The following is a 23891-nucleotide window of genomic DNA, read 5'->3' on the forward strand; positions in this document are numbered from 1 at the left end:
GGTGTGGTTATCGAAACGAAGAGTCGCGTAGAACATGACAAAACCCTCTATTGTTTTACTTGGCAGGGTTAAGGTTCAGTAGATGCTGCGCGTTTTTTAGCGTGCATACGTTATTTTTTCGCTAGTACACAACCATTCCTCAAAAAGAAACGCCGCACAGGTTCACTGTGCGGCGCGGGATCTTACTTCTTGATGATGTTGTGTTCCGGGCCATACGGGAACTTGGTGATGTTTTCCCCGCCCTGCTCGTTGACGATCAGGATGTCGTGCTCACGATAACCGCCGGCACCTGGAAGGCCTTCGGGCAGCATGATCATCGGTTCAATGGACACCACCATCCCTGGCTCCAGCACCGTGTCGATGTCTTCGCGCAATTCCAACCCGGCTTCGCGTCCGTAGTAATGGCTCAGCGTACCGAAGGAGTGGCCGTAGCCGAAGGTGCGGTATTGCAGCAGATCGTGTTCCAGGAAAATCTCGTTCAATTGCAGCGCGATATCGCAGCAGCGCATGCCTGGCTTGATCAGCTTCAGACCGGCCTCGTGCACTTTGACGTTAACTTCCCATAAGCGCAGATGCTCATCGGAGCAGTGGTCCAGGAACAAGGTACGTTCCAGTGCGGTGTAGTAACCGGCAATCATCGGGAAGCAGTTAAGGCTGAGGATGTCGCCCTTGTTGACCTTGCGCGACGTGACCGGGTTATGTGCACCATCGGTGTTGATACCGGACTGGAACCAGGTCCAGGTGTCCATCAGTTCGGAATCCGGGAAAGTGCGGGCAATTTCGCGCACCATCGCCTGAGTGGCATGCAGGGCTACTTCGTATTCTGGCACCTGATCACGCAAAGCTTCGACGATGGCCGCACCGCCGATGTCCGCGATGCGCGCGCCATGACGGATGATCGCGTGTTCTTCGGCGGACTTGATCATGCGCATACGCATGCACGGTGCGGCGATATCCACCAGCTCAGCCTGCGGATAGCGGCTGGCGAGTTTGTCGCGATTGAGCAAGTTCAGATGGTCGAATTCGATGCCGATGCGCCCGGCCTTGGGCAAGGCCTGCTGGATCGCGACGAAGTAATTGTCGCGCTGCCAGTCGGTGTAGACGATGTTTTCAGTGCCGACGGTACGGCGCCATGGCTGACCGCCATCAATGTTGGCGCTGATGGTCACGGCGCTGTCCTGGGTCACGACCAGCGCGTACTGACGCCCGAAGGAGCAGTACAGGAAATCGCTGTAGTAGTTGATGTTGTGATAAGACGTGAAGACTGCCGCGTCAATATTGTTCTGCGCCAGATACGCCCGCAATTTGGCCTGGCGGTTGGCATATTCCTGAGCCGAGAACGTCGGGTTCACTTTTTCGCCGTTCTTGATCTGGATGGTTTTCGGCATTTGCATGTCATTTATCCTTGTCAGTGATTGAGCAACAGAAGGCGCCAATCTGGCGGGTCGCTGAAGATCATTCGAACAGATGCAAGGTGAGTTTTTTTGTGCGAATCCGACCTGTAGTTGGTCATACCCGCTGTCTGCGAATCGGGTCCCCGAGTCCCCCGGCAGAAACAAAAATGCCCCCGGCAAGCGCAATAAAAGCCGCTTGGCGGAGGCATTGGCAACGCAGTCAGTGCGCGAGCGTGCTTGCTCGCGATGTGGCCGGTGTGTTCAACATTGCTACCCGCTGATTCTGCGCCTTCGTGAGCAAGCTCGCGCCCATATGATCGCGAGGGTGCGCTCCGAAGTATTGGCGATAGCAGCGCGAGAAATGTTGCACCGAGACGAAACCACACTCCCCGGCGACATCTGACAAGGCATGTTCACCGGCCCGCAACAACTGGCGCGCCTGTTGCAGCCGCAAGTCCAGGTAGTGTCGGGACGGCGAACAACCCAGGCTGCGCTTGAACAGCCGTTCCAGATGTCGCCGGGAAATGCCCATGGTTTCGGCCAGTTCGTCGATACCCAGCGTTCGGCGCAAATGCTCGCTCATCAATGCCAGTGTTGCTTGAAGTTTTTCCGGGGCGTCATGCAGGGGAAGTAGCGGCCGGGCCTGGCGTGCTGCATGTTTTTCCATCCGCAGTATCAGACCACGACCGTGGGTCCGGGCGAGAAGCTCGTGCATCAAGCCTTGAACGGCCTGCGGGCCGACGCAGGTCAGACGTTGGCGATCGACACAGAACGGTGCTGCTACCGGCGTCAACCCGCGCAAAGCAGCAAAGGTCGGTGATGGGGTGGGCTCAGGCAAACTGCAGCGGAAACCATCCAGCGCGCCAATCTGCGCCAGCAGCCAACCGGCCTTACCCAACGCCCCCAGGCTGATCGGTTGCCTCGCCCAGTGGTTCAGCTGCTGGAGCAAGTCTGGATATTCGGTTTGAAGATGCAGGTTATCTCCACCGCAGAGGATTAATACATCGAACATTTGTGCCTGATCCAGTCGTGCAGTGGCGGTTGCGATGCCGTTGCTGGCGTTCAGTTGCTGTCCGTCCAGGCTAAGCATTTGCCATTGGCAAACATTGCACCCCGCCAACTGATTGGCCAGGCGCAATGGCTCCAGCGCATTGGCAAGGGCATACAAATCGAAGGCTTCCATCAACCAGAAACCAATACGCAGCACCGGCGGTTGTGGCCGGCCAGACTCGGTCAGTTGCAGCATGTTCCACTCCCCCGTTGGTCAAGGTAACTCAGCACTCGATGGAGCTGACCGCCAGCCCGCCACGGGAGGTCTCTTTGTATTTGTCATGCATGTCGGCACCGGTATCGCGCATGGTGCGGATGACCCGGTCAAGAGAAATGAAATGTGTGCCGTCACCGCGCAAAGCCATTTGCGTAGCATTGATCGCTTTCACCGCCGCAATAGCGTTGCGCTCAATGCACGGTACCTGCACCAGGCCCCCGACGGGATCGCAGGTCAGTCCGAGGTTGTGTTCCAGGCCAATTTCCGCAGCGTTTTCCACTTGCTCGGGACTGGCTCCGAGGATTTCCGCCAAGCCCGCAGCAGCCATTGCGCAAGCCGAGCCGACTTCGCCCTGACACCCTACTTCCGCTCCGGAAATCGAAGCGTTGCGTTTGCACAAAATGCCCACCGCGGCAGCAGCGAGGAAATAGTCCACGACGTCGCTGTCCTTGGCTTCGGGGCAGAACTTCATGTAGTACTGCAATACCGCCGGAATAATCCCTGCCGCTCCGTTCGTGGGGGCGGTCACCATACGCCCGCCGGCAGCGTTTTCTTCATTGACTGCCAGGGCAAACAGATTCACCCACTCCATGGCGCTCAAGGTCGATCCGATGACATTGGGTTTGCCGATTTCCAGCAGGCTGCGGTGCAGACGCGCCGCGCGGCGCTGTACATTCAATCCTCCGGGCAAGACACCTTCATGCCGCAGGCCCGCGTCCACGCAATTGCGCATCGCCTGCCAGATCTGCGCCAGCCCGTGGCGGATGTCTTCTTCACTGCGCCATACCCGCTCATTGGCCAGCATCAGCTGGGAAATACGTAGCCCATGAGCCTTGCACTGGCTCAGCATCTGCGCGGCAGTGCCGAAGTCGTAGGGCAGTTCGCTCTGATCCCGATCGAGCCGGCCACTGGCGGCTTGCTGTTGATCTACGACAAAGCCACCGCCGATGGAGTAGTAGGTTTCGCACAACAGCGGTTGATCCTCGGCAAATGCGCTCAAGGTCATGGCGTTGGGATGGTATGACAGGTTTTCATCCAGCAGTCGCATGTCCCGCTGCCAGATAAAAGGCACACGGAACTCGCCGGCCAATAGCAGGCATTGTGTCTCGCGCAGATCCAGCAAGCGTGGCTCGATCAGCAGCGGGTCGACGTTATCCGGCCACTCCCCCATCAACCCCATGATCACCGCTTTATCGGTGCCATGGCCGATACCCGTGGCCGACAGCGAACCATACAACCGCACTTCGATACGCTGCACTTGCGCCAGCATTTCCCGTTCGCGCAAGGCCTCGACAAACAGAGCCCCGGCACGCATCGGGCCGACGGTATGGGAGCTGGAGGGGCCGACTCCAATCTTGAACAAGTCAAAAACACTGATAGCCATCGTCGATCTCCGCGCCGCTTCAAAGGTGACAGGAACTCACCCGATTGTCGGCGTCAGGAATCATCAAGGCGTGTCAGATATCGACCCCTAAGTGCTCGCCACTACCAATGGCGAGCTGGATGTGTTGCTCGCACTCGCCTTTGCGGTTGCGCAGAAGACGTTCATCGTCAATGGCGGTGCATTGAGCTATGAGGCGCAATTCGTCAACGCAGTGATCACCGCCAAGGCTCCAGTCAAGGGTCGCTTGAACTTCGAGTGGTTCGGCGCCTGGGAAAACGTCATCGGCAAGATGCGCGAAGTCACCAGCAGGACCAAGAAGGACGAGGACACTGGCGAGTTCAAGAAGCACCGTGTTCCGGGCTGGAGCTTTGACGACGAGAAAGGCCTTGGGATTAAGGTCTGGGCAACCTTCAAGGGTGAAGACGAGCCACGCATTCTGGAGCCTCTGCTCACTCAGGTCCGCACGCGGAACTCCACACTTTGGGCGGAAGATCCCAAGCAGCAGATTGCCTACCTGGTAACTAAAAAATGGGCGCGACTCTTCTGCCCTGACGTCATACATGCGCGAACTGTGCTTCGAGCGATTGGCGAAGAAGTCCAAGCACAACGTCAGCAGCGCTTCCATAAAGTGGGGTCACATCGAAGAACAGAAGGCTCAGGACGCCTACGAGATGCTGACCGGCAACATCGTCATACCGTCAGAGTTCGTCGTCCACCCGAAGTACGACTGGCTCGGCTGCTCGCCAGACGGCCTGATCAACGATGACGGGGGCACCGAGTCAAAGTGTCCCTTCAACGAGGCAATACACGTCAGGACCTGGCTCGAAGGCATGCCCGAGGAACACATGCCTCAGGTGCAGGGCTGCATGTTCGTAACTGGGCGGAAATGGTGGGACTTTTTGTCGTTCGATTCTCGTCAAGATGAAGAATGCCAGCTCTACGTCGAGACGATTTACCGCGACGAAGAGTACATCGCCAACCTTCACAAAGAGCTCGTCCAATTCAACCTGGAACTGAATCGCATGGTTGATGAGGTCGCGGACAAAGTGCGGGCACAAGCCCACAGATTAGGAGCTTGAGCATGATCAGCAACCTTAAATACGACATAGAGTTCCGGCGCGATAAAGCCCTGGAGCTTTCCAGTCAGGTCGAACAGTACCTGGCCGCGGGCGGACGGTTCTCCAGAGCGGAACCTGCTCAACTCAATCCACCACCAGCGGTGCGCTCGACGAAGATCGATCCGGAAACAGTCCTCAAGTCCCGCCGCCCCGCCATCACAGCGGCAGAAAGAAAGGCGCTGCGCAAACTCGCGGAGGCCGTATGAAGAAGCGCAAAGCAAATAATGGCTTCGCCCGTGCCGAACGCAGCTGCCGGGCGCTGCTCAGTACCAACCACGTCGCGATCGTGAACATCGACCCCAGCGGCAGCCAGATCATGGCGAACTGGAAGAGCTGCCGGCAGATTCGCAGTCTGGCGATCGCCAATGCCATCTTCGATTTCTCCTACCGCTGGACGATCTACATCGCCGCCATGTGTCGAGACGAGCGCGGCGGTGAATACGTCAAGTCAGTGGAGATATCGCCGGAGGGCATTTACAAGGTCGAGCGCCTGACGGATGCCATCGAGCACTACTACCTGGAGATCCGGAACAGCTGCAACCCAAACCATCTGGTTGCGTCTGGTTGGATCGCCGTTCCCGCCGAGATATCGCTGGCGGAAGACCAAGCCGCCCGGGTGTTCGACGCCGTGGGTGTCTGGAATCAGCAGAGGGCAGCATGAGGCGCATCAGCAACCAGGTGCGCCAGCGCCGACGACAGACATGGCTGGATCTACCAGCCCACGGAATTGAAGAGGCAGGCCATGGCCAAAGACAATGCGCAGACTCAGCGGGGTAAGCGCGCCAAGGAGGAAGCTCTGCTGGACCGGATCGGTGCCGAGAAACGATAGCTGATTGTGTCAAAGGCGCTGGATGATGTCCTTCAGATCCTCGGCGAGCGCCACGACTTGGAGGAGTGGCAGGAGACGGTGTCGACGCTCTTGATCAACCTCGCCGCCGCGCCCACCGAAGAGTCCGCCCGTTTCATCACCATGTCGCGACCTACATTCGTCATCGCTGAAAAGCAATCGCGACATCTTGAAGAGTTCGCAAACACTAGGTGTGACCCTATTGGCTAAATTGGGGAGATTTATAGTTTTCAGGAGCATCTACGTCAGCAATTTGCTGAAGCAGCATCAAATTAAACATTTCACCTGGCTTTATCACAAGGGTATGCCGCTTGAACCCGGCATCGATACAAACCAATCTATAAGCCTCAACTTTTTTACCGTAAATCTCTCTTGGACCAGAAAAAACAAGCCAGCCGTGCAACGGAACTCCATGTTGAACTGGAGCGTCTTTTTTATATATCAAATTACTCTTGAATTTATGCAAGGTTATTTTTTCGCCGTTCACGTCGTTAAAACTCAGAACGTCATATTTTTCCATGCCATAGACGCGCAACAAACGCACCCAACTACCAGATATTTTGACACACATCTCATAATCCAAAATGTGCATCACATTCTTTCTTGAGTTCAGCAAATATAAATAAGGAATAAAAATTGAAACATTCTCGCCTGGATCCCCATCAGAATTAGCCTTTATTACATTCAGCATACTTCCGGTTATTTTTGGCTTATTAGCTTGATGATCAATAAATACTTTAAACCACCCTGACAATGCGATGAGAACTCCGACTAACTTAACCGTGAGATCCATATCCATTAATTCCGCCCCTATCTAGCGCCAACTGCGTTTGACATAAATACCCCACTTCAACGAATCACGCCAGCCGGCGAGGATCAGTTGAGGTCGAGGATGAGCAGCAGTCGCAAAGATTCTTCTATCGACTGAATGCTGACTGCCCAGTGCTCAGCATCCTTGTGTGATTTGTCGGTAAAGGTATCCGGGAAAAGAGCCTTTATTGCGTCTATCTGAGGTCGATACCGGTCAACAACTGGCGGTCGCCAATGAAAGAGCAGTTTTTGTCGAGAAGGCATGATCGAGAAGCACCACGCATCACCCTTGGTGATAGCAACAGAGCGGACCTTTCCCTGATGAGCCGCCCTGCAACTGACACTTTTCAGGCAGGTGAAGGTGCCAACCAATAAAGCGAAGGCCTCTCTTACTCCGTTATCCCTGATGTACTCGTAGAACTCCGCGATTCGCTCCGAATCCTCTGCACCGTTCAGCATCACCAATCCTCCACCCTACCCCTCAAACACTGTAGCCGTTTGGCGACGAGGCACACCTATGTCCGCACAACAGAAGAAACACCCCTTCGATTTCAAAACCCAATACGGACTCGGCTTCAGCACTCAGGACGATGAGATCGTTGTCGACTTCTTCTGTGGTGGTGGCGGCGCCGGTACCGGACTGGAAATGGGCCTGGGCCGCGCGGTGAATGTGGTGAAGAACCACAGCGCCAGCGCTATCAGCATGCACACCGTGAATCACCCGGGCGCGGTGCATTACACGACCGACGTGTTCGACGGTGACCCGGACACCGAGTGCGATGGCAAGGCCGTTGGCTGGTTTCACATGTCACCTGATTGCACACACCACAGCCAGGCCGCCGGCGGCCAGCCGCGCAAACGCGAGATTCGCAACCTGTCGTGGATCGGCCTGAAGTGGGCCGGAAAGAAGAAGCCCCGCGTCATCAGCCTGGAAAACGTGAAACAGATCCTGCAGTGGGGGCCGTTGATCGCCAAGCGTTGCAAGGCTACCGGCCGCGTCGTGAAATTGGGCGGCGGCGTTGCCGAACCGGGAGAAGTGGTTCCGGTTCACCAGCAGTTCCTGGTGCCCGACCCTAAACGCCGCGGTCAAACCTGGGCCGTGTTCGTTGCTGAGCTGCGGCACCTGGGATACGTCGTTGAGTGGCGGGTGCTGAAGGCCTGCGACTACGGCGCGCCGACCAGCCGGGAACGCCTGTTCATGATCGCCCGTTGCGACGACCAGCCTATCGTGTGGCCTGAGCCGACCCACGCCAAGCACCCTGCCAAAGGCCAGAAGAAGTGGCGCACCGCCGCCGAGTGCATTGACTGGACGATCCCAAGCAAGAGCATTTTCGACCGGCCGAAGCCGCTGGCACCAGCCACCCTGCGCCGGATCGCCAAGGGCATGAAGAAGTTCGTCATCGATGCCGCTGACCCGTTCATTGTACCGATCGCAAACTGGTCCGGCGAAAGCGTGCAGTCAGCGCATGACCCGCTGCGCACAGTGACCTCCTGGCCTCGCGGCGGTTCGTTCGCCATGGCCAGCCCGATCATCGCGCCAGCCACGCACCAGGGTAGCGACAGGATAAATGATCCACACGCCCCGCTGCCGACGGTGACTTGTGCCAATCGCGGCGAGCTGACGCTCATCAGTCCAACCCTGATTCAAACCGGTTACGGCGAGCGCGCCGGACAAGAGCCGCGGGTGCCTGGTCTGGATCAACCGCTCGGTACAGTGGTCGCTGGCGGAGTGAAACATGCACTCGCCGCAGCGCACCTAGTGAAGTTCCGGTTTGCAGACGAGGGCAAGGCGCTCGATGAGCCGCTGCCAACCATAACCAGCGGCGGCAACTACCAGCGCCCGGCCGGGGCCGCCCACGCGATGGGCATTTCGACGGTGTTCATGGCCCAGATGAATGGCGGCTTCAACACCACCGATGCCAAGAGCATTGAAGACCCGATGACAGCGGTGACCAACACCGGTAGCCAGCAGCAGCTGGTGACCGCGAACTTGGTGCACCTGCGCGGCAACTGCGATGCACGGGACGCCACTGATCCGCTGCATACCATCAGCGCCGGCGGCCCCAATCACGGGCTGGTCACTGCGTTCATGGAGCGTCAGTTCGGCGTCAGCGTTGGCCAGGAGGTGGACGTGCCAGCGCCAACGATCACCGCGGGCGGAGGCGGCAAAAGTTCGCTGGTCGAGCTCCAGCTCTCGCCAGAGGTTGAAGCCGGCGCGCTGCGGGTCGCGGCATTTCTGATCAGCTACTACGGCACCGAGAACATGAGCGCCGCCGATGCGCCAGCACCAACGATCACCACCAAGGACCGGCTCGGCCTAGTCACCGTCACCATCAAAGGCACGCCGTATGTGATCGTCGACATCTGCCTGCGGATGCTGCAACCCGCCGAGCTGTACAAGGCCCAGGGCTTCCCCGCCGACTACATCATCAGCCATGGCGCCGACGGCAAGCCATTCACTAAGACCCAACAGGTGGTGCACATGTGCGGGAACAGCGTCAGCCCTCCACCGATGGCAGCGCTGGCTAGGGCGAATGACCCATGGCGGCAGGCAACATACCAAGTTAAAGCAGCGTAACCCATAAGGCGGAACTTTAGCTCTGCTCAGCCTCCCATTACTGCCAAAGACTATCGTCCAGATTTCTAACGATTTTGTAGTTTTTAAATGCTGTTCTCACCTTAAAACACTCAACTTCACCGAAGCGCTCTCCCAACGAACGCTTTAGTTGCTCCTTAGACACCGAAGAATTACAACCCAGTATCACCTGGCGCAACTTACCGATCTCCGAAAATGGCTTGAAATAAAGTTCGCCACCTTTTTCCGCTCCAGACAACAGAAAAATTTGGCGAACTTCCTTCTCATACGACCATTCAGAGTGCTTTATACGCAGTTGCCTTAACATAATTTCAAAACGTTCATCTTTTGACTTTTTGATGAAAGTTTCGGGAGCAAACTGCATACGACCGCGTCGATACTCGACCGTGTGTAGATTCTCGGTGCTTACATCGAATGCCAAGCATAATCCCTTATGCCTGTCTCCATAATGCCCCCATTGAACGGGACTAACATAGGTTTTACTAAAACATAACATCCCATACAGTTCAGCCACACGTCTTTTGAAATAAGAAATGGCTTTCCTCATACCTTCCTCAGGGGAGGAGTAACACATCATTTCAAACGGATCATTTAAATCCATAACCGTTGCAACTTTCAGCCTTGATCTCTCTATGTTTTGCAAGCCATATTCTTGATTGCAAAAATGATAAACCCTAATCGTTGACGCATTTGTCATGTTCTCCCTCACCTGACAGAGGACAAAGCGCCAAATATACCGCCGAGGCTTCTCCATGCCCACAGAAAACAAACCGGCCGAACCGCTTCCCAGCCTGGCGACCGGTGCCGAGCTCAATCCAGCATCCTGGGCTGAATTCGTAGAACGCCTTCGCCATGACTGCAACGGTGCCGGCGTTAAATGGCACCACATAGCGGCCGCGCTTTTCACCGTACAGACCAAGCGAATCGATTACAGCTTCGAGCCGGACTATGCGGAAGGCTTGGTCGTGTGTCGCGAGGACTGCTCGTGGTTCAACCCTGAAGATTACTGGGAGGATTGCGACGAAGAAGACCAGGCTGAGTTGAACGCCAGGGTCCAAGAAGACAACTATTGCGACTTCCTGGAACTCGCCACCGATGATTAGTGGGAGCTGCTCGGCGAACTCGATGATCACACCGTCACCGGATGGAACAAGCGCTGGGAGATCGTGAACAGCCACTTCACAAAGGACGCCGCCGAGGCATTCATCCGCCGGAAAAAACACGACTACGGCGAGATGCGCGTCTACGTCGAATCTCAGTATTACGCCTGGGAATTCGAGGCCATCAAGGAAGCCATCCTCAACGGCACGCTGACTTACACGCCGAAGGTGGCCGCATGATCATCCCAATAGCCGCCCCGTTCTATATGCTCTTGCTCATCTACAAGGGCCCGCGACGATGACTTCAGGCTCGCTTACTTCCCTTCACCCAGCCCGCAATCATCAGTACCAACCCAGGAATCCAAAGACCGGGCGCGGAGATAGCAATACCGCAGATCGCCAGCGGCAACCCGGTTAAGAACAACGAATTTCGAAACGCCTTTTCCATAGCAACAACTCCTTTAAGAACTTATCTCATTAAACCACAAAGCCTGCCGGTGAACGCGGGCGAGGAATTCATGCATGCCTGAAATTATGTGCGAATACGGCCACGTTCAGCGGATCGGCACTGATGATTGGGTTGCGCAGCTAACTCTCGATCAGCTTCGTTACGCACGCCAGCAGATGGACGAGAAAATCAGATCCGCCGAGGAGCAGCCGAGACGAACCGTCTGGTGCGTGGATAACGGAATTGCCGTCATTACCTGGTATCGAGAGGGAGATTACGAAAAGGCAGCTGATCATCTGTTGCGGATTTACAAACAGACGTTTCTCGAGGAAGCGAAGGATTTCAAGGGCGGCCCGGGCTCAGTCCATGATTTCAAAGAGTCCATCCCATCAGTCAACCCTCGGCGTGTGACCCAGCTCGAATACGACACCGAGTGGTTTCCCGCCAAATCCGAATAACCACCTTCTGCCGCCACACGCGGCATGGAGCATTTCCCATGGCAAACGCTACAGCGGCCAAGGCCAGCAGCATCCCACCGAGGTTCATTCGGTTCATGGATGCGCCAGGTTATCTCGGCATGTGCCGGGATGAATTCAACAAAACGGTCAGGCCGAACGTACGTGAATTCCCTATCGGGAAACAGGGCGTGGCGTTTGATCGCATCGAGCTGGATGAGTGGGCAGACGCCTACATCGAGAGTAAGTCGATTGAAAAGACCGTGAATCAGGACAACAATCGCCCTCGCAGCGAGCGCCAGGGTGGAGCCAAAGGAGGTAAACCATGGCGAGAAAAGCGATCTCTGGCCTCTACCAGAAAGGTGGAGTCTGGCAAATCGACAAAGTGTTCCGAGGCGAGCGCCTTCGAGAGAGCACTGGAACTGGTGACCGGCAAGAAGCCGAGCAGTACCTGATTCACCGGCTGGAGCAACTTCGACAGCAGAAAGTATACGGCGTACGCCGCACCCGAACCTGGGAGGAAGCGGCGACAAGGTTCCTGATAGAGAGCAAGGACCAGCCCTCTATCAAGTTGACGGCGCACCACCTGAAGCAGCTCAACCCTTATCTCAAGGATCTGCCGCTGACGCACATCGATGACTAGGCGCTTGAGCCGTTTGTGAAGGATCGTTTGAAGGGAATGGTGTTGCCATGCGGGAAGCAGTTGAAGCCGGTGGCACCTCGGACGATCAACATCTCGATCGAGCGGGTGATACGGGTTCTTTCGCTTTGTGCGAGGAAATGGCGGGACGAAGAGCGACGGCCCTGGCTTGATTCGGTGCCGATGCTGGCCAAGCTGGATCTGAAGAAGAAGGTTCGCGAGCCCTACCCCATGACATGGGAAGAGCAATCGATCCTTTTCGGGGAGTTGCCGGCGCACCTGCAAACGATGGCCCTGTTCAAGGTGGACACGGGTTGCCGCGAGCAGGAGGTCTGCAAATTGAGGTGGGATTGGGAAATCTCGGTCCCGGAGCTCGGGACCAGTGTTTTTCTGATACCGGCTGATTTTGGCGGGAGACACGAACGGTCCGGGGTGAAAAACGGTGATGAGCGACTGGTCGTGCTGAACAGCGTGGCGAAATCGATCATCGACAAGCAGCGCGGCCAGAGCAAGGACTGGGTATTCCCTTTCAACGGCAACGCGATGCACCGGATGAATGACTCAGCCTGGAAGAAAGCGCGGGTGAGAGCGGCGAAACTCTGGCAGGAGGAAAACCTTCGCCCCGCTCACCCTGGATACGCATCCATAAGGGTGCACGACTTGAAGCATACGGGAAGATCGAAAGGCCTTGCTGGGACACAAGAACGGCAGCATCACCAGTCACTACTCGGGCGCTGAGCTCGGGCATCTGATTGAGGCTGCAAATATGGTATCAGCAACTGACTCGCGGGGGCCGGTGCTGACGATCTTGAAGAGGAAACAGGCGTGAAAAATAGAGAAGTCACGCAAAAGTCACGCACATGAAAAAGGCCAATGCTGTGAACATTGGCCTAAGTCATTGAAAAATATGGTCGGGACGGAGTGATTCGAACACTCGACCCCTAGCACCCCATGCTAGTGCGCTACCGGACTGCGCTACGCCCCGACTAGGCGTGAAACCTGTTCCTCACCTCGAGGAACGCTCAAGAATATATCGCAAGCTTTTGAAAACTGGAAGTATTTAAAAGCGAGAATTTATTTCTTGAGTACCACCAGAACATCTTCGAGCTCGGCGATCATCTGGCGGATCATTTGTTTGTATTGGGTGGTGTCGTCTTTGGCTTCATCGCCAGACAAACGCAAGCGTGCGCCGCCGATGGTGAACCCCTGATCGTAAAGAAGCGCGCGGATCTGCCGGATCATCAGCACGTCCTGGCGCTGATAATACCGGCGGTTTCCGCGGCGTTTGACAGGGTTGAGTTGAGGAAACTCCTGCTCCCAGTAGCGCAGCACGTGCGGTTTTACCGCACACAGCTCGCTGACTTCACCAATGGTGAAGTAGCGTTTGCCCGGGATGACGGGGAGCTCGTCGTTATGACTTGGTTCCAGCATAAGCCTCAACTCGGGCCTTCAACTTCTGCCCTGGACGAAAGGTGACCACACGGCGAGCCGTGATCGGGATTTCTTCCCCCGTTTTCGGATTGCGGCCAGGCCGCTGGCGTTTGTCCCGAAGGTCGAAATTGCCGAAACCGGACAATTTGACTTGTTCGTTGTCTTCGAGAGCGTGCCTGATTTCTTCAAAAAACAGTTCGACCAATTCCTTGGCCTCCCGTTTATTCAGGCCCAGCTCCTCATACAGACGTTCCGCCATCTCAGCTTTCGTCAGAGCCCCCATACGTCACTTCCTTAACGTGGCGTTCAACCTTTGTTCGAGCGAGGTGAGGATGTTTTGCGTTGCGGTATTCACCTCATCGTCATTAAGAGTGCGCGATGGATGCTGCCAGGTCAAGCCGACTGCGAGGCTTTTTCTATCAGGATCAATGCCTTTACCCTGATACACGTCAAATAGCCTGAGGTCTGTCAGCCATTCGCCTGCATTTTCACGGATTACGTCCAGTACAGCCGTGGCTGCAACGTCTTTATGCGCAATCAGTGCAAGGTCACGACGCACTTCAGGAAAGCGCGATAACTCGTGGAATTTTGGCATTTTGCCCGACGCCACTTCCGCCAGAACCAGCTCGAAGACGAAGACCGGACGGTCGAGACCGAGGGTTTTCGACAATTCAGGGTGGATCGCGCCAATGAAGCCGACCAGACGACCGTCACGCTCGATGCGCGCGGTTTGACCCGGGTGCAGCGCTGGGTGCTTGCCCGGCACGAAAGTGAACGCATCCAGGGCACCGGCGAAGCCCAGCACCGCTTCCACGTCAGCCTTGACGTCGAAGAAGTCGACGGTATCGCGCCCCTGCGCCCAGCCTTCCGGCAGGCGACTGCCGCAAACAACACCCGCCAACATCGGCTCTTGCTTCAGACCTTCAAGCTGACCCACGAAACGCAGGCCGCTTTCGAACAGGCGCACGCGATCCTGCTGACGGTTCAGGTTGTGCTGAAGCGCCTTGACCAGACCCGGCCACAGCGACGAACGCATGGCAGCCATGTCATTGGAAATCGGATTGGCCAGCAACAACGGCTCCACACCCGGATTAAACAGTTCGAACTGTTTCGGATCGATGAAGCTGTAGGTAATTGCTTCCTGATAACCACGGGCAACCAGCAGGCGACGCAGTTCAGGCAGGTCGCTACGCGCCTCTGCCTTGGCTTGCGGCGCCAGACGCGCTTGCGGATAACGAACCGGCAAACGGTTGTAGCCGTACAGGCGTGCCAGCTCTTCGATCAGGTCGACTTCCAGGCTGATGTCGAAGCGATGGCTTGGCACGTCCACACGCCACTGCCCTGCCCCGTCGGCAGCAATGGTCAGGCCCAAGGCATTGAGCAGACGCTCCACTTCGGCCGAATCCATTTCCATACCCAGCATCTGGGTAATGCGCTGGGCACGCAGGGTGATCGGAGCAATTTTCGGCAGGTGCTGTTCGCTGACGGTCTCGATGATCGGACCCGCTTCACCACCGGTGATTTCCAGCAGCAAGCCAGTCGCGCGCTCCATGGCTTCGCGGGCCAGTTGCCAGTCCACGCCACGCTCATAGCGATGGGACGCATCGGTATGCAGGCCATAGGAACGGGCCTTGCCTGCTACGGCGATCTGATCGAAGAAGGCACTTTCCAGGAACACATCACGGGTGGTCGCGCTAACACCGCTGTGCTCGCCACCCATGACGCCGGCGATGGCCAGTGCGCGGGAGTGGTCGGCAATCACCAGCGTATCGCTACGCAGGCTGACTTCCTGACCGTCGAGCAGCACCAGCTTCTCGCCGTCTTCGGCCATGCGCACACGGATGCCACCGTTGATTTCGGCGAGATCGAAAGCGTGCAGCGGCTGACCCAGCTCCAGCATCACGTAGTTGGTGATGTCGACGGCAGCATCGATGCTGCGCACATCTGCACGACGCAGGCGCTCAACCATCCACAGCGGCGTAGGCCTGGACAGGTCGACGTTACGAATCACACGACCGAGGTAGCGCGGGCACGCGGCGGGCGCCAGTACTTCTACCGAACGCACTTCGTCGTGGGCGGCAGGAACCGAAGCCACCACCGGACGGACCACAGGAGCGGCGTACAGTGCACCGACTTCACGGGCCAGACCGGCCAGGGACAGGCAGTCACCACGGTTCGGGGTCAGGTCGACCTCGATGCTGGCATCTTCCAGGTCCAGATAAACACGAAAATCCTTACCTACCGGCGCATCGGCCGGCAGTTCCATCAGACCGTCATTGCCTTCACCGATCTGCAGCTCGGATTGCGAGCACAGCATGCCGTTGGACTCAACGCCACGCAGCTTGGCCTTCTTGATCTTGAAGTCGCCTGGCAGCTCGGCGCCGATCATGGCGAAAGGAATCTTCAGGCCCGGGCGCACGTTTGGCGCACCGCAAACAACCTGGAAGGTTTCCGAACCGTTGCTGACCTGGCACACGCGCAGCTTGTCGGCGTCCGGGTGCTGCTCGGTGCTGAGCACCTCGCCAACGACCACGCCACTGAAAACACCGGCGGCCGGCGTAACGCTATCGACCTCAAGACCGGCCATCGACAGACGAGCAACCAGCTCATCGCGACTTACCTGCGGGCTAACCCAGCCACGCAGCCATTGTTCACTGAATTTCATCCTGCTCTCCTAAGAATTCGTTACGACTAGCGAAATTGCGCGAGGAACCGCAAGTCGTTGTCGAAGAACAGACGCAAGTCGTTCACGCCGTAACGCAGCATGGCCAGACGCTCTACGCCCATGCCGAAGGCAAAGCCCGAGAACTCTTCCGGGTCGATCCCGGACATGCGCAGCACGTTCGGGTGAACCATGCCGCAGCCCATCACTTCCAGCCAGCCGGTCTGCTTGCAGACGCGGCAGCCTTTACCGCTGCACATCACGCATTCCATGTCGACTTCAGCGGATGGCTCGGTAAACGGGAAGTAAGAAGGACGGAAACGCACCGCCAGTTCCTTTTCGAAGAACACCCGCAGGAATTCTTCGATGGTGCCTTTGAGGTCGGCGAAATTGATGTCGCGATCGATCAGCAGGCCTTCGACCTGGTGGAACATCGGCGAGTGGGTAATATCGGAGTCGCTGCGGTATACACGGCCGGGGCAGACGATGCGGATCGGCGGCTGTTTCGACTCCATGGTGCGGACCTGTACCGGCGAGGTATGGGTGCGCAACAGCATGTTCGCATTGAAATAGAAGGTGTCATGCATCGACCGGGCCGGGTGGTGGCCTGGGATGTTGAGCGCTTCGAAGTTGTGATAGTCGTCTTCGACCTCAGGGCCTTCGGCGATGCCGTAGCCAATACGGGTGAAGAACTGTTCGACGCGTTCCAGAGTGCGGGTAACCGGATGCAGACCACCGGAGGTCTGACCACGGCCAGGCAGGGTCACGTCAATGGACTCGGCGGAGAGTTTGGCAGCCAGATCGGCTTCTTCAAACAATGCCTTGCGCGCATTAAGGACCTCTGTGACACGCTCCTTGGCAACGTTGATCAGCGCACCGACCTGCGGACGCTCTTCTGCCGGCAAATTCCCCAGGGTCTTCATCACCTGAGTCAATTCACCCTTCTTGCCAAGGTAGTGAACCCGGATTTGCTCCAGGGCATTGATATCTTCAGCGCTTTGCACAGCCTCTAGTGCTTGAGAGACGAGCGCATCCAGGTTTTCCATGTACAGACTCCAGATACAAAATAGGGGAAGAGCTTGAAGGCTCTTCCCCTATTTATGACGTTTAACACCTGGCCCCACAGATGCGAGGCCGGGTGACTGTCGGGGGTACTTAAGCCAAGGTGGCTTTAGCTTTCTCGACAATCGCAGCAAACGCCGCTTTTTCGTTCACTGCCAGATCAGCCAGAACCTTACGGTCGATCTCGATGGACGCTTTTTTCAGGCCGGCGATGAAACGGCTGTAGGACAGACCGTTGATACGAGCACCAGCGTTGATACGAGCGATCCACAGAGCGCGGAACTGACGTTTTTTCTGACGACGGTCACGGTAGGCGTATTGGCCTGCCTTGATTACCGCTTGCTTGGCAACACGGAATACGCGGGAGCGTGCGCCGTAGTAGCCTTTAGCAAGTTTCAGAATTTTTTTGTGACGCTTACGGGCAATGACGCCACGCTTTACACGAGCCATGAGTTACTTCCTCTATTCTTGACTAAAATTAACGAAGGCGCAGCATGCGCTCGACTTTTGCCACGTCAGACGGATGCAGCAAGCTGCTACCGCGCAGTTGACGCTTACGCTTGGTCGACATTTTGGTCAGGATGTGGCTCTTGAAAGCGTGCTTGTGCTTGATACCGTTAGCAGTTTTCAGAAACCGCTTAGCAGCACCACTTTTGGTCTTCATTTTTGGCATGTTCGGATACTCCGCATTCAGTTGATAAACATAATCAGAAGGCCTGCCGTGCCCTGTTGATTACTTCTTCTTTTTCGGGGCGATGACCATGATCAGCTGGCGTCCTTCCATCTTAGGATGCTGTTCGACCGAACCGTACTCGAGCAAGTCACCTTCAACTCGCTTGAGGAGTTCCATCCCCAGCTCCTGGTGGGCCATCTCACGGCCGCGGAATCGCAAGGATACCTTGGCCCTGTCCCCATCACTCAGGAAACGTACCAGGTTGCGCAGTTTTACCTGGTAATCCCCTTCCTCCGTCCCTGGACGAAACTTGATTTCTTTAACCTGGATCTGCTTCTGGTTTTTCTTGGCCGCAGCAATCTGCTTCTTCTTTTCGAAGATCGATTTGCCGTAGTCCATCAGTTTGCAAACAGGTGGTACTGCATCGGCGGAAATCTCCACCAGATCCAGCTTGGCCTCTTCAGCCTTAAGAAGCGCGTCTTCAATTGACACAATCCCGAGCTGTTCACCTTCAGCTCCAATTAACCGAACCTCGCGTGCCGAGATATTCTCGTTGATCGGGGCTTTCGGTGCAGCTCGTTTATCTTGTCTCATTTCACGCTTAATAATAATTACTCCGAATCTGGGCGACCACGCCGGGAAACCGCTTGCGCGAGGAACTCAGCGAACTGGGCGACGGGCATCGAGCCCAGGTCAGCACCTTCACGAGTACGCACAGCGACAGTCTGCATCTCGACTTCCCGATCTCCGATAACCAGGAGATAAGGAACCTTGAGCAACGTATGCTCGCGGATTTTAAAGCCGATCTTTTCATTTCTCAAGTCAGACTTGGCACGAAACCCGCTTTCGTTGAGAGTTTTTTCCACTTCGGCGGCAAAATCAGCCTGTTTATCAGTGATATTCATCACCACTGCCTGGGTCGGAGCCAGCCACGCGGGGAACGCGCCCTCGTAGTGCTCGATCAGGATTCCGACGAAACGTTCGAAGGACCCCAGGATCGCCCGGTGCAACATGACCGGGTGCTTGCGGCTGTTGTCTTCGGAGACGTATTCGGCTCCCAGACGGACAGGCAGGTTAAAATCGAGCTGCAGGGTACCACATTGCCAGACGCGACCGAGGCAATCTTTCAGCGAGAATTCGATCTTCGGACCGTAGAACGCACCCTCGCCCGGTTGCAGATCGTACGGCAGGCCCGCGCTATCAAGGGCTGCGGCCAGTGCAGCTTCGGCGCGATCCCAAAGCTCGTCGGAACCGACGCGTTTTTCCGGACGAGTGGACAGCTTCATCTCGACATCTTTAAAGCCGAAATCGGCGTAGACGTCCATGGTCAGCTTGATGAACGCGGCGGACTCGGCCTGCATCTGCTCTTCGGTGCAGAAGATGTGGGCGTCGTCCTGAGTGAACGCACGCACGCGCATGATGCCGTGCAAGGCGCCCGATGGCTCGTTACGGTGGCATGCACCGAATTCGGCCAGGCGCATCGGCAACTCGCGGTAGCTTTTCAGACCCTGGTTGAACACCTGCACGTGGCAAGGGCAGTTCATTGGCTTGATCGCGTAGTCGCGGTTTTCCGACTGGGTAGTGAACATGTTGTCGGCGTAGTTGGCCCAGTGCCCGGATTTCTCCCACAGGCTGCGGTCAACGACTTGCGGCGTTTTGATCTCCAGGTAGCCGTTGTCACGCTGAACCTTGCGCATGTACTGCTCGAGCACCTGGTACAAAGTCCAGCCGTTCGGGTGCCAGAACACCATGCCCGGCGCTTCTTCCTGGGTGTGGAACAGGCCCAGGCGCTTGCCGATCTTGCGGTGGTCGCGCTTTTCAGCTTCTTCGATGCGCTGGATGTAAGCCGCCAGCTGCTTCTTGTCCGCCCATGCGGTGCCGTAGACGCGCTGCAACTGCTCGTTCTTGGCATCACCGCGCCAGTAGGCGCCGGACAGCTTGGTCAGCTTGAAGGATTTCAGGAAACGCGTGTTCGGCACGTGCGGACCGCGGCACATGTCGACGTATTCTTCGTGATAGTACAGGCCCATGGCCTGCTCGTTCGGCATGTCTTCGACCAGGCGCAACTTGTAGTCTTCGCCACGGGCCTTGAACACTTCGATCACTTCGGCGCGCGGAGTGACTTTCTTGATCACGTCGTAATCTTTCTCGATCAGCTGCTGCATGCGCTGTTCGATGGCGGCCAGGTCGTCCGGGGTGAAAGGACGTTCGAAGGCGATGTCGTAATAGAAACCTTCATCGATGACCGGACCGATGACCATCCTGGCGGTCGGGTACAACTGCTTGACCGCGTGGCCAACCAGGTGGGCGCAAGAGTGGCGAATGATCTCCAGCCCCTCTTCATCCTTTGGCGTGATGATTTGCAGCGACGCGTCGCTGTCGATGATGTCACTGGCGTCGACCAGCTTGCCATCGACCTTGCCGGCAACGGTGGCCTTGGCCAGGCCTGCACCGATGGATGCGGCGACCTCGGCTACGGAAACCGGGTGATCGAATGAACGTTGACTGCCGTCGGGAAGAGTAATAGTTGGCATGGCGCCTCCTCTCCTAGTGGTGACCCCTACCAAAGGTCACGTGGGTTGGGATGAGCCAGTACAAGATCCGGTCCAGGCCATTCAATGACGAACGCCTGCCTTACAGCGGCAGGAGCCTTGCGGCCAACCGGAAAACCGAACCAGAGTGACTGGGATTCAAATCAGGGTTAATCGTGCATCTGCCGCCACCGGGACTGAAGGTCCGTCGGAGCCTGCAAACGCCCGAGCGAGGCATGCTAGCACAGATGAACGGTCGTCGATGCACGCAGACTCCGTGCGGGGGCAAATCGGGCATTTTTATGCCAGAGTGCTGAACTTGAACACTGCTTCGCCCCTCAGATAACACGTCATTGACCCACAAGGAGCATCCCAGCATGCGTCTGAACCGTTTGTTCGCCGTATTCGCACCCATCGTTCTGCTGCTGCCACTGGCCGCCCATGCCGATTGGCCAAAGGGTGAGCGCGAGAAATACATGGCGCAATGCGTCCCTGCAGCGGCACAAAAGATCGGTGATGCGAAGGCAAAAGCCGTCTGTGGTTGCGGCGCCGATCAGCTCAAATCCTATCCTGCCAAAGACCTTCAGGCATTGATGGACGGCACGGCAAGTCAAGAACTGGGAAATAAGGCGATGCAGAAAATCGCCACTTGCAGGGTGGATGCCGGGGCGAAGAAATAAGCTTCTCCCATTGATTTTTTCACCTGCAATGACCGAAAAACAGGCCGAATGTCGCTTTGCCTGACATTTTTTGAAGGTTTTACAGCTTTTTTTTCGTCTTTTCTTTCGGCTGAAAGCCTTTTAAAACGGGGCTTCCAGCGATAAGAAGCACCAAAGACCGCTCAACAGCAAGGCAAACAGCTCGCCCGGGGGGCTCCCAAAGCGAACATTTCGACTATGATACCCGGGTGTGCCCAGTTGGCCTGAGCAGCACAGTACTACTGAAAATATATGTTTCTTGGAGATACACCATGTCTAATCGCCAAACCGGCACCGTTAAATGGTTCAACGATGAAAAAGGCTTCGGCTTCATCACTCCTCAAGGTGGCGGTGACGACCTGTTCGTACACTTCAAAGCTATCGAAAGCGACGGTTTCAAAAGCCTGAAAGAAGGCCAGACTGTTTCCTTCGTGGCTGAGAAAGGCCAAAAGGGTATGCAAGCTGCTCAAGTTCGCCCAGAGTAATTTCCAGGCGCACTAAAAAAACCCCGTCCATGTGACGGGGTTTTTTATGGGTGAAACAAAAGCCGGGCGATCAGCCGCAGTTGACGCGGGTCACTACCCGGCCGGCATCGGTGTTCAGGTTCAGGCGATCGGAGCGGTATTCCAGCGTCACCATATCGGTTGGCAGCAGGAACCTTGCGCTTTGCGCCCCTGCGCGGGTACGTGCCTGCTCGAGCAGTTGCGGCGACGCCTGTTTGCCGATGGTGAATTCGGCAGCCTTTGCCTCACAGCGACTGTGACCCGTGTCAGTCGTCGCAACATCCGTTGTTGCCGACTCCGTAGAGGGAGTGCTGCAACCGGCCAGCGTGGCAACGGCCAACAAAGTACCCAATGACGCGCGCTTCCAAGGCATGAAGCCTCCTTTTTCAATGATTAAGCTGAGATCGTGCGACAACCAGACTGGCGTTTGGTTTCACAGGCAGCACCCTGCCCATGATCCGGACGAGCCGCGATTCTGCCTGAGCGTCGCCCTGCCCTTAATCACTGAATCGTGACTGAATATGAACGACGCTCAATAGACGTCGATATAGTCGTAAGGCGGATTGGGCCAGTTCTCTTTCAAGGCATTGAAGATTTGCATGACCCAGACTTCATCGCTGGCCGCGACCCGCCCGACATAACCGGAGCCCTTGGCCCAGGTTTCGAGCCGGAACAACAACCCGTCGATATCGGTACCGCCCACGACACCCGAGGAGATGTAGGCAATGCCGCCTTTGGTGACCCGCAACTGGGTGTGCTCATCGTCACTGGCGCCGGCCAGCAACCGACGCACCGCCTCGAGGGTCAGGCCATCCGGGGAGTTCAAATCGATCTGCACAGCGCGTTCCTTGAATATTCGTCAGAGACCAAGTGTCGCACAGCCCTCCTTTCATGCCTAAGTCGACGTGTCAAAAGCCCCGCAAAATGGTTAACTCGGCACTCAGACTTCCCCGACCTCACGAGCGCCATCATGACCACCGTAAGCATCGACGCCGACATCAAGGCCAAGTGGCAAGACGGCCACAGCTCCTACAGCCCAAGCAGCACGGAAGAGCTCGCCATTATCGGTATCGACCTTCTGGTCAGGGACCTTGGAACCGAAGCCGCCCAATCGTTCATCGAGCAGATTTTCGAGAAACACCTATCGGACCAAAAGACCGAAGCGGTTAGCGCGAGGGAGTGAAGCCCGCAGGCAAGCACCTGCGGGAGATGATGCTTACTTCAGACGGGCCAGACGCTCGGTCAGCAGATCGAAGAAGCCCTGTGCGTCGCCGCCTTCTACCCAGAAAGCGTTCTTTGGCGCGTTCAAGCCGTCATACCAGTCGACGATGGTTTGTCCAAAGGTCGGTCCTTCGCGGCTGTCGACCACCACGTTGACCGAACGACCGCTGAATAATTGCGGCTTGAGCAGGTAAGCGACAACCGTGGCGTCATGCACCGGGCCGCCTGGAATGCCGTAGTGCTCCATGTCGCCTTTGATGTACTCATTGAGAATATCGCCCACCAATCGGCTGGCATTGTTATTCAGCGCGGCAATCTGTTGCAGGCGCGCTTCGCTGGTAAGGATCTTGTGGGTCACATCCAGCGGCAGGTAGGTCAGCTTCACGCCACTCTTGAGCACCACTTCGGCTGCTTGCGGGTCGGCGAACAGGTTGAACTCGGCCACCGGCGTGATATTGCCGCCGTTGAAATGCGCTCCGCCCATGACCACCACTTCCTTGATCCCCCGGACGATGCCCGGCTCCTGGATGAGCGCCAGGGCCAGGTTGGTCTGCGGGCCCAGCATGGCGATGGTAATACTGTGGGGCTCGGCAGATTTCAGGGTGTCGATCAGATAAGTGATAGCGCTGCCCTTGTCCAGACCTTTCCTGGGCTCATGCACGGCAATGCCCGACAACCCTTCCTTGCCATGAATGTCCTCGGCGTAAATGGGTGTGCGCATCAGGGGCCTCGACGCCCCCGCATAGACCGGCACCTCTTCGCGCCCCGCCCACTCCCGGGCCAGTCGCGCATTGCGCGAGGTCTTGTCAAGGCGAACGTTGCCGGCAACGGTGGTCAATGCCCGAACGTTCAGTTCGTCTGGCGACGCCAGGGCGAACAACAGGGCAACAACGTCGTCAGCCCCCGGATCGGTGTCGATGATCAGATCAATCTTTGGTGCCGCGTGGGCGTTGGTTACGGTCATCAGGGACAAAAGCAGCAGGCTCCGGAGCAGTGGATGCAGTTTCTGAGCATAGCGATACATGGCGCACTCCTTGTGCATGGGACATCA

The 23891-nt window shown here is 56.7% G+C and carries 30 protein-coding genes, 1 tRNA gene and 2 pseudogenes; 14 read left to right on the plus strand and 19 right to left on the minus strand.

Annotated features, from left to right (window positions below; translation table 11 throughout):
• Positions 1-182 precede the first annotated feature (182 nt).
• The 3 genes from AC3ITA_RS18220 to AC3ITA_RS18230 all read right to left on the minus strand — a co-directional run bounded on the left by AC3ITA_RS18220 (position 183) and on the right by AC3ITA_RS18230 (position 4045).
• Positions 183-1394, minus strand: a complete 1212-nt coding sequence (locus AC3ITA_RS18220) for a M24 family metallopeptidase (RefSeq protein ID WP_108217669.1) — start codon at positions 1392-1394, stop codon at positions 183-185.
• Positions 1395-1614: 220 nt separating this feature from the next.
• Positions 1615-2640, minus strand: a complete 1026-nt coding sequence (locus AC3ITA_RS18225; RefSeq protein ID WP_489278145.1) for a GlxA family transcriptional regulator — start codon at positions 2638-2640, stop codon at positions 1615-1617.
• Between the two features lie 28 nt (positions 2641-2668).
• Positions 2669-4045 carry an L-serine ammonia-lyase gene (locus tag AC3ITA_RS18230; RefSeq protein WP_150672759.1) on the minus strand — a complete coding sequence of 459 codons (1377 nt, stop codon included), beginning with the start codon at positions 4043-4045 and terminating at the stop codon, positions 2669-2671.
• A 121-nt stretch (positions 4046-4166) separates the two neighbouring features.
• On the opposite strand from AC3ITA_RS18230, the pseudogene AC3ITA_RS18235 reads away from it, so the two are divergent.
• From AC3ITA_RS18235 to AC3ITA_RS18255, 5 genes and pseudogenes are all read left to right on the plus strand, one after another.
• Positions 4167-4565: pseudogene (locus tag AC3ITA_RS18235) on the plus strand (recombinase RecT); the annotation flags it as partial.
• 40 nt (positions 4566-4605) lie between these two features.
• On the plus strand, positions 4606-5124 hold the full coding sequence (locus tag AC3ITA_RS18240) for a lambda exonuclease family protein (protein ID WP_489278146.1): 519 nt from the start codon (positions 4606-4608) through the stop codon (positions 5122-5124).
• A 2-nt stretch (positions 5125-5126) separates the two neighbouring features.
• Entirely contained in the window at positions 5127-5369 is a 243-nt protein-coding gene (locus AC3ITA_RS18245; RefSeq protein WP_489278147.1) for a hypothetical protein, read from the plus strand.
• Entirely contained in the window at positions 5366-5824 is a 459-nt protein-coding gene (locus AC3ITA_RS18250; RefSeq protein ID WP_489278148.1) for a hypothetical protein, read from the plus strand. The genes AC3ITA_RS18245 and AC3ITA_RS18250 overlap by 4 nt, the downstream gene beginning before the upstream one ends.
• 174 nt (positions 5825-5998) lie before the next feature.
• Positions 5999-6220, plus strand: coding sequence for a hypothetical protein (locus AC3ITA_RS18255; protein ID WP_489278149.1), 222 nt, complete (start codon positions 5999-6001; stop codon positions 6218-6220).
• Here the strand turns inward: AC3ITA_RS18255 and AC3ITA_RS18260 are convergent.
• Both AC3ITA_RS18260 and AC3ITA_RS18265 read right to left on the minus strand, forming a co-directional pair.
• Positions 6210-6809, minus strand: a complete 600-nt coding sequence (locus AC3ITA_RS18260; protein ID WP_489278150.1) for a hypothetical protein — start codon at positions 6807-6809, stop codon at positions 6210-6212. The genes AC3ITA_RS18255 and AC3ITA_RS18260 overlap by 11 nt on opposite strands.
• Positions 6810-6886: 77 nt before the next feature.
• Complete coding sequence (locus AC3ITA_RS18265; protein ID WP_489278151.1) at positions 6887-7279, minus strand: hypothetical protein; 393 nt, start codon at positions 7277-7279, stop codon at positions 6887-6889.
• A 58-nt stretch (positions 7280-7337) separates the two neighbouring features.
• On the opposite strand from AC3ITA_RS18265, the gene AC3ITA_RS18270 reads away from it, so the two are divergent.
• Positions 7338-9398 (plus strand): DNA cytosine methyltransferase, encoded by a 2061-nt coding sequence (locus AC3ITA_RS18270; protein ID WP_489278152.1) that lies wholly within the window; start codon positions 7338-7340, stop codon positions 9396-9398.
• A gap of 37 nt (positions 9399-9435) precedes the next feature.
• Here the strand turns inward: AC3ITA_RS18270 and AC3ITA_RS18275 are convergent, their stop codons facing one another.
• A complete protein-coding gene (locus AC3ITA_RS18275; RefSeq protein ID WP_489278153.1) occupies positions 9436-10113 on the minus strand; it encodes a DUF2971 domain-containing protein in 678 nt (225 codons plus the stop codon).
• Between the two features lie 55 nt (positions 10114-10168).
• Between AC3ITA_RS18275 and AC3ITA_RS18280 the strand changes: the two genes are divergently transcribed.
• Together AC3ITA_RS18280 and AC3ITA_RS18285 are read left to right on the plus strand one after the other, a co-directional pair.
• Positions 10169-10519 (plus strand): hypothetical protein, encoded by a 351-nt coding sequence (locus tag AC3ITA_RS18280; protein WP_489278154.1) that lies wholly within the window; start codon positions 10169-10171, stop codon positions 10517-10519.
• Between the two features lie 63 nt (positions 10520-10582).
• Entirely contained in the window at positions 10583-10756 is a 174-nt protein-coding gene (locus AC3ITA_RS18285; RefSeq protein WP_489278155.1) for a hypothetical protein, read from the plus strand.
• A 64-nt stretch (positions 10757-10820) separates the two neighbouring features.
• Here AC3ITA_RS18285 and AC3ITA_RS18290 read toward each other — a convergent pair whose 3' ends face one another.
• The gene (locus AC3ITA_RS18290; RefSeq protein ID WP_489278156.1) at positions 10821-10964 is read right to left on the minus strand and encodes a hypothetical protein; all 144 of its coding nucleotides are present in this window, start codon (positions 10962-10964) and stop codon (positions 10821-10823) included.
• Positions 10965-11038: 74 nt separating this feature from the next.
• On the opposite strand from AC3ITA_RS18290, the gene AC3ITA_RS18295 reads away from it, so the two are divergent.
• The 3 genes and pseudogenes from AC3ITA_RS18295 to AC3ITA_RS18305 all read left to right on the plus strand — a co-directional run bounded on the left by AC3ITA_RS18295 (position 11039) and on the right by AC3ITA_RS18305 (position 12888).
• Complete coding sequence (locus AC3ITA_RS18295) at positions 11039-11422, plus strand: hypothetical protein (protein ID WP_489278157.1); 384 nt, start codon at positions 11039-11041, stop codon at positions 11420-11422.
• Between the two features lie 38 nt (positions 11423-11460).
• Positions 11461-11874, plus strand: a complete 414-nt coding sequence (locus AC3ITA_RS18300; RefSeq protein WP_489278158.1) for a hypothetical protein — start codon at positions 11461-11463, stop codon at positions 11872-11874.
• Positions 11760-12888 (plus strand): annotated as a pseudogene (locus tag AC3ITA_RS18305) (tyrosine-type recombinase/integrase). The gene AC3ITA_RS18300 and the pseudogene AC3ITA_RS18305 overlap by 115 nt, the downstream one beginning before the upstream one ends.
• Positions 12889-12967: 79 nt before the next feature.
• Here AC3ITA_RS18305 and AC3ITA_RS18310 read toward each other — a convergent pair.
• From AC3ITA_RS18310 to thrS, 9 genes are all read right to left on the minus strand, one after another.
• A tRNA-Pro gene (locus AC3ITA_RS18310) sits at positions 12968-13044 on the minus strand.
• 89 nt (positions 13045-13133) lie between these two features.
• Entirely contained in the window at positions 13134-13490 is a 357-nt protein-coding gene (locus tag AC3ITA_RS18315) for a MerR family transcriptional regulator (RefSeq protein ID WP_003179985.1), read from the minus strand.
• Entirely contained in the window at positions 13471-13773 is a 303-nt protein-coding gene (gene ihfA, locus AC3ITA_RS18320; protein ID WP_002553164.1) for an integration host factor subunit alpha, read from the minus strand. The genes AC3ITA_RS18315 and ihfA overlap by 20 nt, the downstream gene beginning before the upstream one ends.
• 3 nt (positions 13774-13776) lie before the next feature.
• Positions 13777-16155, minus strand: coding sequence for a phenylalanine--tRNA ligase subunit beta (gene pheT / locus AC3ITA_RS18325; protein ID WP_489278159.1), 2379 nt, complete (start codon positions 16153-16155; stop codon positions 13777-13779).
• 26 nt (positions 16156-16181) lie between these two features.
• Positions 16182-17198 (minus strand): phenylalanine--tRNA ligase subunit alpha, encoded by a 1017-nt coding sequence (pheS, locus tag AC3ITA_RS18330; protein ID WP_007975711.1) that lies wholly within the window; start codon positions 17196-17198, stop codon positions 16182-16184.
• A 109-nt stretch (positions 17199-17307) separates the two neighbouring features.
• Positions 17308-17664: a 50S ribosomal protein L20 gene (rplT, locus tag AC3ITA_RS18335; protein WP_007905879.1), complete on the minus strand. Its 357-nt coding sequence runs from the start codon at positions 17662-17664 to the stop codon at positions 17308-17310.
• 28 nt (positions 17665-17692) lie between these two features.
• On the minus strand, positions 17693-17887 hold the full coding sequence (gene rpmI, locus AC3ITA_RS18340) for a 50S ribosomal protein L35 (RefSeq protein ID WP_002553160.1): 195 nt from the start codon (positions 17885-17887) through the stop codon (positions 17693-17695).
• A gap of 60 nt (positions 17888-17947) precedes the next feature.
• Positions 17948-18499: a translation initiation factor IF-3 gene (gene infC, locus AC3ITA_RS18345; RefSeq protein ID WP_172435341.1), complete on the minus strand. Its 552-nt coding sequence runs from the start codon at positions 18497-18499 to the stop codon at positions 17948-17950.
• Positions 18499-20421 (minus strand): threonine--tRNA ligase, encoded by a 1923-nt coding sequence (gene thrS, locus AC3ITA_RS18350; protein WP_095943643.1) that lies wholly within the window; start codon positions 20419-20421, stop codon positions 18499-18501. Before thrS ends, infC begins: the two co-directional genes overlap by 1 nt.
• 374 nt (positions 20422-20795) lie before the next feature.
• On the opposite strand from thrS, the gene AC3ITA_RS18355 reads away from it, so the two are divergent.
• Together AC3ITA_RS18355 and AC3ITA_RS18360 are read left to right on the plus strand one after the other, a co-directional pair.
• On the plus strand, positions 20796-21098 hold the full coding sequence (locus tag AC3ITA_RS18355; protein ID WP_489278160.1) for a hypothetical protein: 303 nt from the start codon (positions 20796-20798) through the stop codon (positions 21096-21098).
• A 290-nt stretch (positions 21099-21388) separates the two neighbouring features.
• On the plus strand, positions 21389-21601 hold the full coding sequence (locus tag AC3ITA_RS18360; protein ID WP_003179963.1) for a cold-shock protein: 213 nt from the start codon (positions 21389-21391) through the stop codon (positions 21599-21601).
• 70 nt (positions 21602-21671) lie between these two features.
• Here AC3ITA_RS18360 and AC3ITA_RS18365 read toward each other — a convergent pair whose 3' ends face one another.
• The gene (locus AC3ITA_RS18365) at positions 21672-21992 is read right to left on the minus strand and encodes an I78 family peptidase inhibitor (protein WP_095943645.1); all 321 of its coding nucleotides are present in this window, start codon (positions 21990-21992) and stop codon (positions 21672-21674) included.
• 159 nt (positions 21993-22151) lie between these two features.
• Positions 22152-22457, minus strand: a complete 306-nt coding sequence (locus AC3ITA_RS18370; protein WP_489278161.1) for a hypothetical protein — start codon at positions 22455-22457, stop codon at positions 22152-22154.
• A 132-nt stretch (positions 22458-22589) separates the two neighbouring features.
• Between AC3ITA_RS18370 and AC3ITA_RS18375 the strand changes: the two genes are divergently transcribed.
• On the plus strand, positions 22590-22802 hold the full coding sequence (locus AC3ITA_RS18375) for a hypothetical protein (RefSeq protein ID WP_095943646.1): 213 nt from the start codon (positions 22590-22592) through the stop codon (positions 22800-22802).
• A 33-nt stretch (positions 22803-22835) separates the two neighbouring features.
• On the opposite strand, the gene AC3ITA_RS18380 is transcribed toward AC3ITA_RS18375, so the two are convergent.
• Positions 22836-23864 (minus strand): nucleoside hydrolase, encoded by a 1029-nt coding sequence (locus tag AC3ITA_RS18380; protein ID WP_489278162.1) that lies wholly within the window; start codon positions 23862-23864, stop codon positions 22836-22838.
• Positions 23865-23891: the final 27 nt, after the last annotated feature.

This window comes from Pseudomonas sp. GL_090 (assembly GCF_057837765.1).